This window comes from Acidimicrobiales bacterium (assembly GCA_036273495.1).
In the GTDB taxonomy this organism is placed as follows: Bacteria; Actinomycetota; Acidimicrobiia; order Acidimicrobiales; family JAJPHE01; genus DASSEU01.
Genome location: DASUHN010000264.1, coordinates 1 through 5,389, shown reverse-complemented (window position 1 = coordinate 5,389; position 5,389 = coordinate 1). Strand labels below are relative to the sequence as shown.

The following is a 5,389-nucleotide window of genomic DNA, read 5'->3' as shown; positions in this document are numbered from 1 at the left end:
CGCCTCTTCTAACCGAAACCGGGCCGGCCCGCTGGCCGTCCACCTCCGTGTGTTCGGTGTTCGTGTTCTAGCGAACAAACGACGGTATCCTGGACGGCGGTGACCCCGCCCGAGCAGGACCTCGACGACCTGGCGGCGGCGCTGGGCCACGTCGGGGCGCGCGTCGACCAGGTGGGGCGGCCGGCGGCCGACTCGCTCCTCGTCCGCCCCGGGCCCGGCGCCCCGGCGGTCGTGGTCCGGGTACGGGGCCTGTCCCGGGGGGACCCGGCCCGGGTGGCCCGGCTGCTGGCCGAGGCGGCGGGGCCCGGGAGGTCCGCCCCGGTGACCGTCCTCGTGGCCGACCTGGTCTCCGACCGGGGCCGGGAGCTGCTCCGGGCGGCCGGGTGGGGATGGCTGGACCGCAGGGGGACCCTGCGGATCCAGGCCCCCGGGCTGCTGATCGACACCCCGGTGCCCGCCACCGGGCGCCCGCCGGTCTCGGTCCGGCCGCCCATCTCGGCGCGGAGCGGGATCACCTGGGCCGCCGCTCTCCTCCTCGACCCGGGGCGGGCCCCCGTGCTGCGGGAGGTCTCCCGGCGGGCCGGGATGGCCCCGTCGAGCCTGTCGGCGGCGGCGGCCCCGGTCCGGGAGGCGGGCCTGGTGGACGGGCAGGGACGGGCCCGGCTCCCCGACCTGTTCTGGGCGCTGGCCGACGCCTGGCGTCCGGCGTGGATCCCGGTCGGCGCCCTCCCGGACGACCCCGCCGGACAGGACGACCGGGCCGGACAGGACGCCCGGGCTGCGGTCGTGCTGGGGGGTGCGGCCGCGGCGGTGATCCACGGCGCCCCGGCCGGCCCGGAGGGGCAGGAGCCGTCCGACCTCTACGTCGAGACGCCGGCAGAGGTGGCGCGCCTGGCGCGCGAGTGCGGGCGCTGCCATCCCGACCTCGGAGTGGCGCGCCTGGCCGTGGCGCCGACGGCTCTGGTCGCGACGACCGCGGCGCCGGACTCCCGTTCTCCGGGAGGCTGGCCCGTGGTCCACCGGCTCTTCGCCGCGCTCGACCTCGTCGACCGGCCGGGCGGGGCCGCCGCGCTGGCGCGCTGGCAGCCGGAGTGGATCACATGATCTCGCCGTGTGATCGGTTTGATCTGCATATGCGCCACTACGACCAATGGACCGCGCAGTTGGTCTCTCGCCGGATGCCGTGCACACGCGACAGCGGTACGGTGCGAGTGCAGAAGCGCCTCCGCCGGGACCAAAGGGACACTTAGGTCCTGACGGCGAGATGCCGATGCAGTCCAGGAAGGCCAGTTGACCTCAAGGAAGAGGCGAAGGGGTAGGGCAATGGGACTAGTTACCCAGAATCTCGAGCCGGCGGATCAGCCCTCGGTGAACCGTCTGGTCGTGGGGGCCGAGTACCTGAAGATCGAGACCTTCGAGCCCCTCGGTGACGTGGCCATCCAGACTCCTTCCGGCACCCAGGTTCTGCGTTACGCCGCTACCGCCGAGTGCCGCTGCCGCGCCGGGCGCGCCGTCTACCTCTTCGGAGAGAAGGACGGTCACCTGGTCGGGGCGCGGGCGGTCTAGCGGAGCAGGTTTCCGCCGGGCGACGGTCGGCAACGAGGCCGTCCGTCGTCTCGGCAGGATCAGCGGTCAGCGCCGTGAATCCGCCGTCGTGACCGCGTCGTCCACGACGTCCATGCCGCGCTCGCCGGTCGTCACCGGCTCGGGGCGCAGATCCAGACCGGACAGGGCGCCCACACACGCCGTCGTCGACGCGACCAGAGCCTCGAGGTCGTAGCCGCCCTCGAGAAAGACGATGCGGCGGCCCGCGGGCGCCAGCTCGACGACGCGCCGGGTGAGGTCGACGTAGTCGCCGGCGGAGAGGCCGAGCGACGCCAGCGGATCGGCGCGGTGGCTGTCGAAGCCGGCGGAGAGAAGCACCCACGTGGGGGCGAAGCGCGCCGCCAGCCGCGCCACCACCCGGTCGATGGCCGCCCGGTAGGCGTCACCCGCGGTGCGCGGCGGGAACGGGAGATTTACGGTGAGCCCGGCGCCGGCCCCCAGGCCCGACTCGTCCGCTCCGCCGGTGCCGGGATACAGAGGCCACTGGTGCATCGAGACGTAGGCCACCCGGTCGTCGGAGAAGAAGGCGTCCTGGGTGCCGTTGCCGTGGTGGGCGTCCCAGTCGACGATCAGCACCCTCTCCCCCTGGCCGGCCAGCAGGGCGGCGGTGACCGCCACGTTGTTGAGCAGGCAGAAGCCCATCGGGGTGCGGGGCGTGGCGTGGTGGCCGGGAGGTCTTACGGCCAGGAAGGCGGCATCCCCCTCACCCGCCCGGAGGCGCCCGACGGCGTCGGGGCCGGCGCCGGCGGCCACCAGGGCGGCGTCCCACGACTCGGGGCCGGCGCCGGTGTCGGCGTCGAGGCGCCCCCCGCCCGAGCGGCAGAAGCCCTCGAGGGCGTCGAGGTAGACCGCGGGGTGCACGGCCGCCAGCTCGTCCCGGGTCGCGGGGCGGGGGGCCCAGCGCACCACGTCGGCCCCGGCGTCCTCGGCCTGGGCCACCCCGACCATCACCGCCGCCAGCCGCTCCGGGGCCTCGGGGTGGCCCGGTCCGGCCCGGTGCTCGAGGCAGCGCTCGTGGGTCCCGACCAGCACCGTCATATGGGCAGGCTACGGCCGCCGGTACGCTCGCCGGCGACGTGAGCACCGCCAGCCTCCAGGTGATCCGCTGGGGATCCGAGCGTGCCCGGAGCACGCCCTGGCGGGGGGACGGGCGGGTGGCCCACCTGGCGCCGGCGGCGGGGTCGGGGGCGCTGTCGGCCCCGTTCGTGCGCCACTGCCTGACCCGCCTGGCCGCCCAGGGATTCACCAGGGTGGTGACGGCGGCGCTGACGCCGGGGGAGCAGCCCGGCTTCCTCTCGGCCGGCTTCGAGATCGAGCAGCACCTGCACCTCCTGGCCCACGACCTGAGCGGCGTTCCCGCCGCCCGACCGCCGGGGGGCGTGCAGCTGCGCCGTGGTGCCGACGACGACCTCGACGCCGTGGTCGCCGCCGACAACGAGGCGTTCGACCCGTTCTGGAGCATGGACCCCCTCGGCATCGAGGAGGCCCTGACGGCGACGCCGCGCAGCCGCTACCGGGTGGCGGTGAACGGCAGTGTCGTCGGCTACGCCATCACCGGCCGGGCGGGCGGGCGCGGCTACCTGCAGCGCCTGGCGGTGGCCCCCGCCCACCAGGGCCGGGGCACGGGGCGGGCCCTCGTGGTCGACGGGCTGCGGTGGCTGCGGAGGTGGCGGGCCGACCAGTGCCTCGTCAACACCCAGGTCGGAAACGACGCGGCGGTGGCGCTGTACACGGACCTCGGGTTCCGCGCCCAACCCGACGGCCTCTCGGTGCTGGCGCTGACGCTGCCGTGAGGCCGCTCCGGCACTGGGCCGCGGCGCTGGCCGGGGTGGCGGGGCTGGTGGCGGCATCGTCACCCCTACCGGCGGGAGCGGCCACGAGCGGGTCGGGCTCGGGCCGGGAGAGCCTCACGCTGGTCTCGCAGACGACGTGGGCCGCCGACCGCAGCCCCTTCTCGATGCGGGTGGCGATACGCGGCAGCGAGAGGCCGTCCGACCTCGTCCTCCGGGTGACGGTGTACGCACGGTTGCGCAGCCGCTCGGCGTTCGCCGCCTCGCAGCGGGGCCGGAGCCTCGGCGAGGCACTGTGGTCGGAGTCGTCGACCGTCGACCAGCTGGCCGGCACCGGCGGGTCCTATTCGTTGTGCGTGCCGGTGGACGCCGCCCCGCCGGCGGGCTGCACGGCCTCCCAGCCCGTGTACCTGAACGACACCGCCGGGGTGTATCCGGTGCAGGTGACGCTCCGCCGGCAGGGGTCGACCTCGTACCTGGACCAGATGGTCACCCACCTGGTCCTGGCCCCGACCTCACCGACCGCGGTGCGCCTGGGGCTGGCGCTGGTGGTGCCGGTGGCGGCGGCCCAACCGTTGGGGACCGACGGCGCCCGCCGCCTGGACGCGACGACGGTGGAGCGGCTCTCGACCATCGCCGCGCTCCTCGGGGAGCACGACGGGGTGGCGATGACGATGGTGCCCGACCCCGCCACGCTGGCCGCCCTCGCCGACACGACCGGGACGGCGGCCCGGGCCGTGCTGGCCGAGCTGCGCAAGGGGGCGGGGGGCCTGCAGGTGGTGGGGCGTCCCTTCGCCCCGGTGGCGCCGTACGACCTCGTCGCCTCCGGCCTGGCGGGTGAGCTGTCGGCGCAGCTCCAGCGCGGCGGCGACATCGAACGCACCGAGCTCGGCGTCCACACCAACCCGGGCACCTGGCTCGCGGCGGGGCCGATCGACGGCCCCACCCTCGAGGCGTTGAGCGCGGTGGGCACCAACCGGCTGGTGATCTCGGCCGACGAGCTGCAGTCGACCGGCACCAACCTCACGCCCTCCCAGCCCTACACGCTGACCGCCGGGGGTGAGCGGATGCCGGCGGTGGTGAGCGACGCGTCGCTCGGCGCCGACCTCGCCGGCAGCGCCCAGCCGGCGGGCAACGCCGACCCGGTCCTCGCCGGCCACGAGCTCCTGGCCGACGCGGCCCAGACCTACTTCGAGGCCCCCAACGTCGAGCGGGGAGTGGTGGCCCTGGCCCCCCGCCTGTGGCAGCCCTCGCGCCAGACGACGTCGGTGATCCTCGACGGCCTGGAGACGAGCCCGATCCTGTCCTCCATGAGCGTCGACTCGTTGTTCGCGGACGTGCCCGCGTCCAGCCGGTTCCGCCAGGCCGCCTATCCGGCGCGGGGCTCGGTGCTGCCGGCGTCGGAGATCCGCAGGGACCGCGCCGACCAGGCCGCCCTGGCCGGCTCGACCACCGCGCCGCTGCCGGCGGCGGTCTCGATGAACGATCTCGTGCTGGCGTCGGAGGGGGCCGACATCACCCGGGCCCGGCGGAACGCCTACCTGGCCCGCGCCAAGGCCGTCCTGAACGGGCAGTTGGGGCTGGTGAAGGTGGTCAACTCCTCCGTCACCCTCACGGCGCGCCAGGCCACCGTGCCGATCTCGGTGCAGTCCCAGCTCCCGGTGCCGATCGCCGTCCGCGTGGTGGTGTCGAGCGAGAACAACCTCGAGTTCGCCAACCACGAGACGACCCTCGTGCTCGACTCGCAGACCCTGCGCCAGCAGAACACCACCTTCCCGGTGCCGGTGTCGGCCCGCAACACCGGCTCGTTCGCACTGCACGTCACGATCGTGACCGCCAACGGGGGCCTGACGCTCACGACCAACAGCCTCACGATCCGGTCGCGCGTGTTCTCCGGGGTGGGGGTCGGCCTGTCGATCGGCGCCCTCGTGTTCCTTGCCCTGTGGTGGGGCCGAGAGCTGCGCAAGGGCCGGCGGCGGCGCCGGGCCCCCTCC

At 75.2% G+C, this 5,389-nt stretch carries 5 protein-coding genes; 4 read left to right on the top strand and 1 reads right to left on the bottom strand.

What is annotated here, in order from left to right:
- The first annotated feature begins 99 nt into the window (after nt 1-99).
- Together VFW24_11460 and VFW24_11455 are read left to right on the top strand one after the other, a co-directional pair.
- Complete coding sequence (locus VFW24_11460; GenBank protein HEX5267381.1) at nt 100-1,104, top strand: hypothetical protein; 1,005 nt, start codon at nt 100-102, stop codon at nt 1,102-1,104.
- Between the two features lie 264 nt (nt 1,105-1,368).
- On the top strand, nt 1,369-1,566 hold the full coding sequence (locus VFW24_11455) for a hypothetical protein (GenBank protein HEX5267380.1): 198 nt from the start codon (nt 1,369-1,371) through the stop codon (nt 1,564-1,566).
- A gap of 66 nt (nt 1,567-1,632) precedes the next feature.
- On the opposite strand, the gene VFW24_11450 is transcribed toward VFW24_11455, so the two are convergent.
- A complete protein-coding gene (locus tag VFW24_11450; GenBank protein HEX5267379.1) occupies nt 1,633-2,643 on the bottom strand; it encodes a histone deacetylase in 1,011 nt (336 codons plus the stop codon).
- 38 nt (nt 2,644-2,681) lie between these two features.
- Between VFW24_11450 and VFW24_11445 the strand changes: the two genes are divergently transcribed.
- Together VFW24_11445 and VFW24_11440 are read left to right on the top strand one after the other, a co-directional pair.
- On the top strand, nt 2,682-3,398 hold the full coding sequence (locus tag VFW24_11445) for a GNAT family N-acetyltransferase (protein ID HEX5267378.1): 717 nt from the start codon (nt 2,682-2,684) through the stop codon (nt 3,396-3,398).
- Nucleotides 3,395-5,389: DUF6049 family protein (locus VFW24_11440; protein ID HEX5267377.1), on the top strand; the 1,995-nt coding region annotated here is incomplete at its 3' end. The genes VFW24_11445 and VFW24_11440, both read left to right, overlap by 4 nt.

What these genes read in the sequence shown, in the direction of transcription:
- VFW24_11450 (HEX5267379.1), bottom strand. Translation starts at nt 2,643, where the DNA reads ATGACGGTGCTGGTCGGGACCCACGAGCGCTGCCTCGAGCACCGGGCC.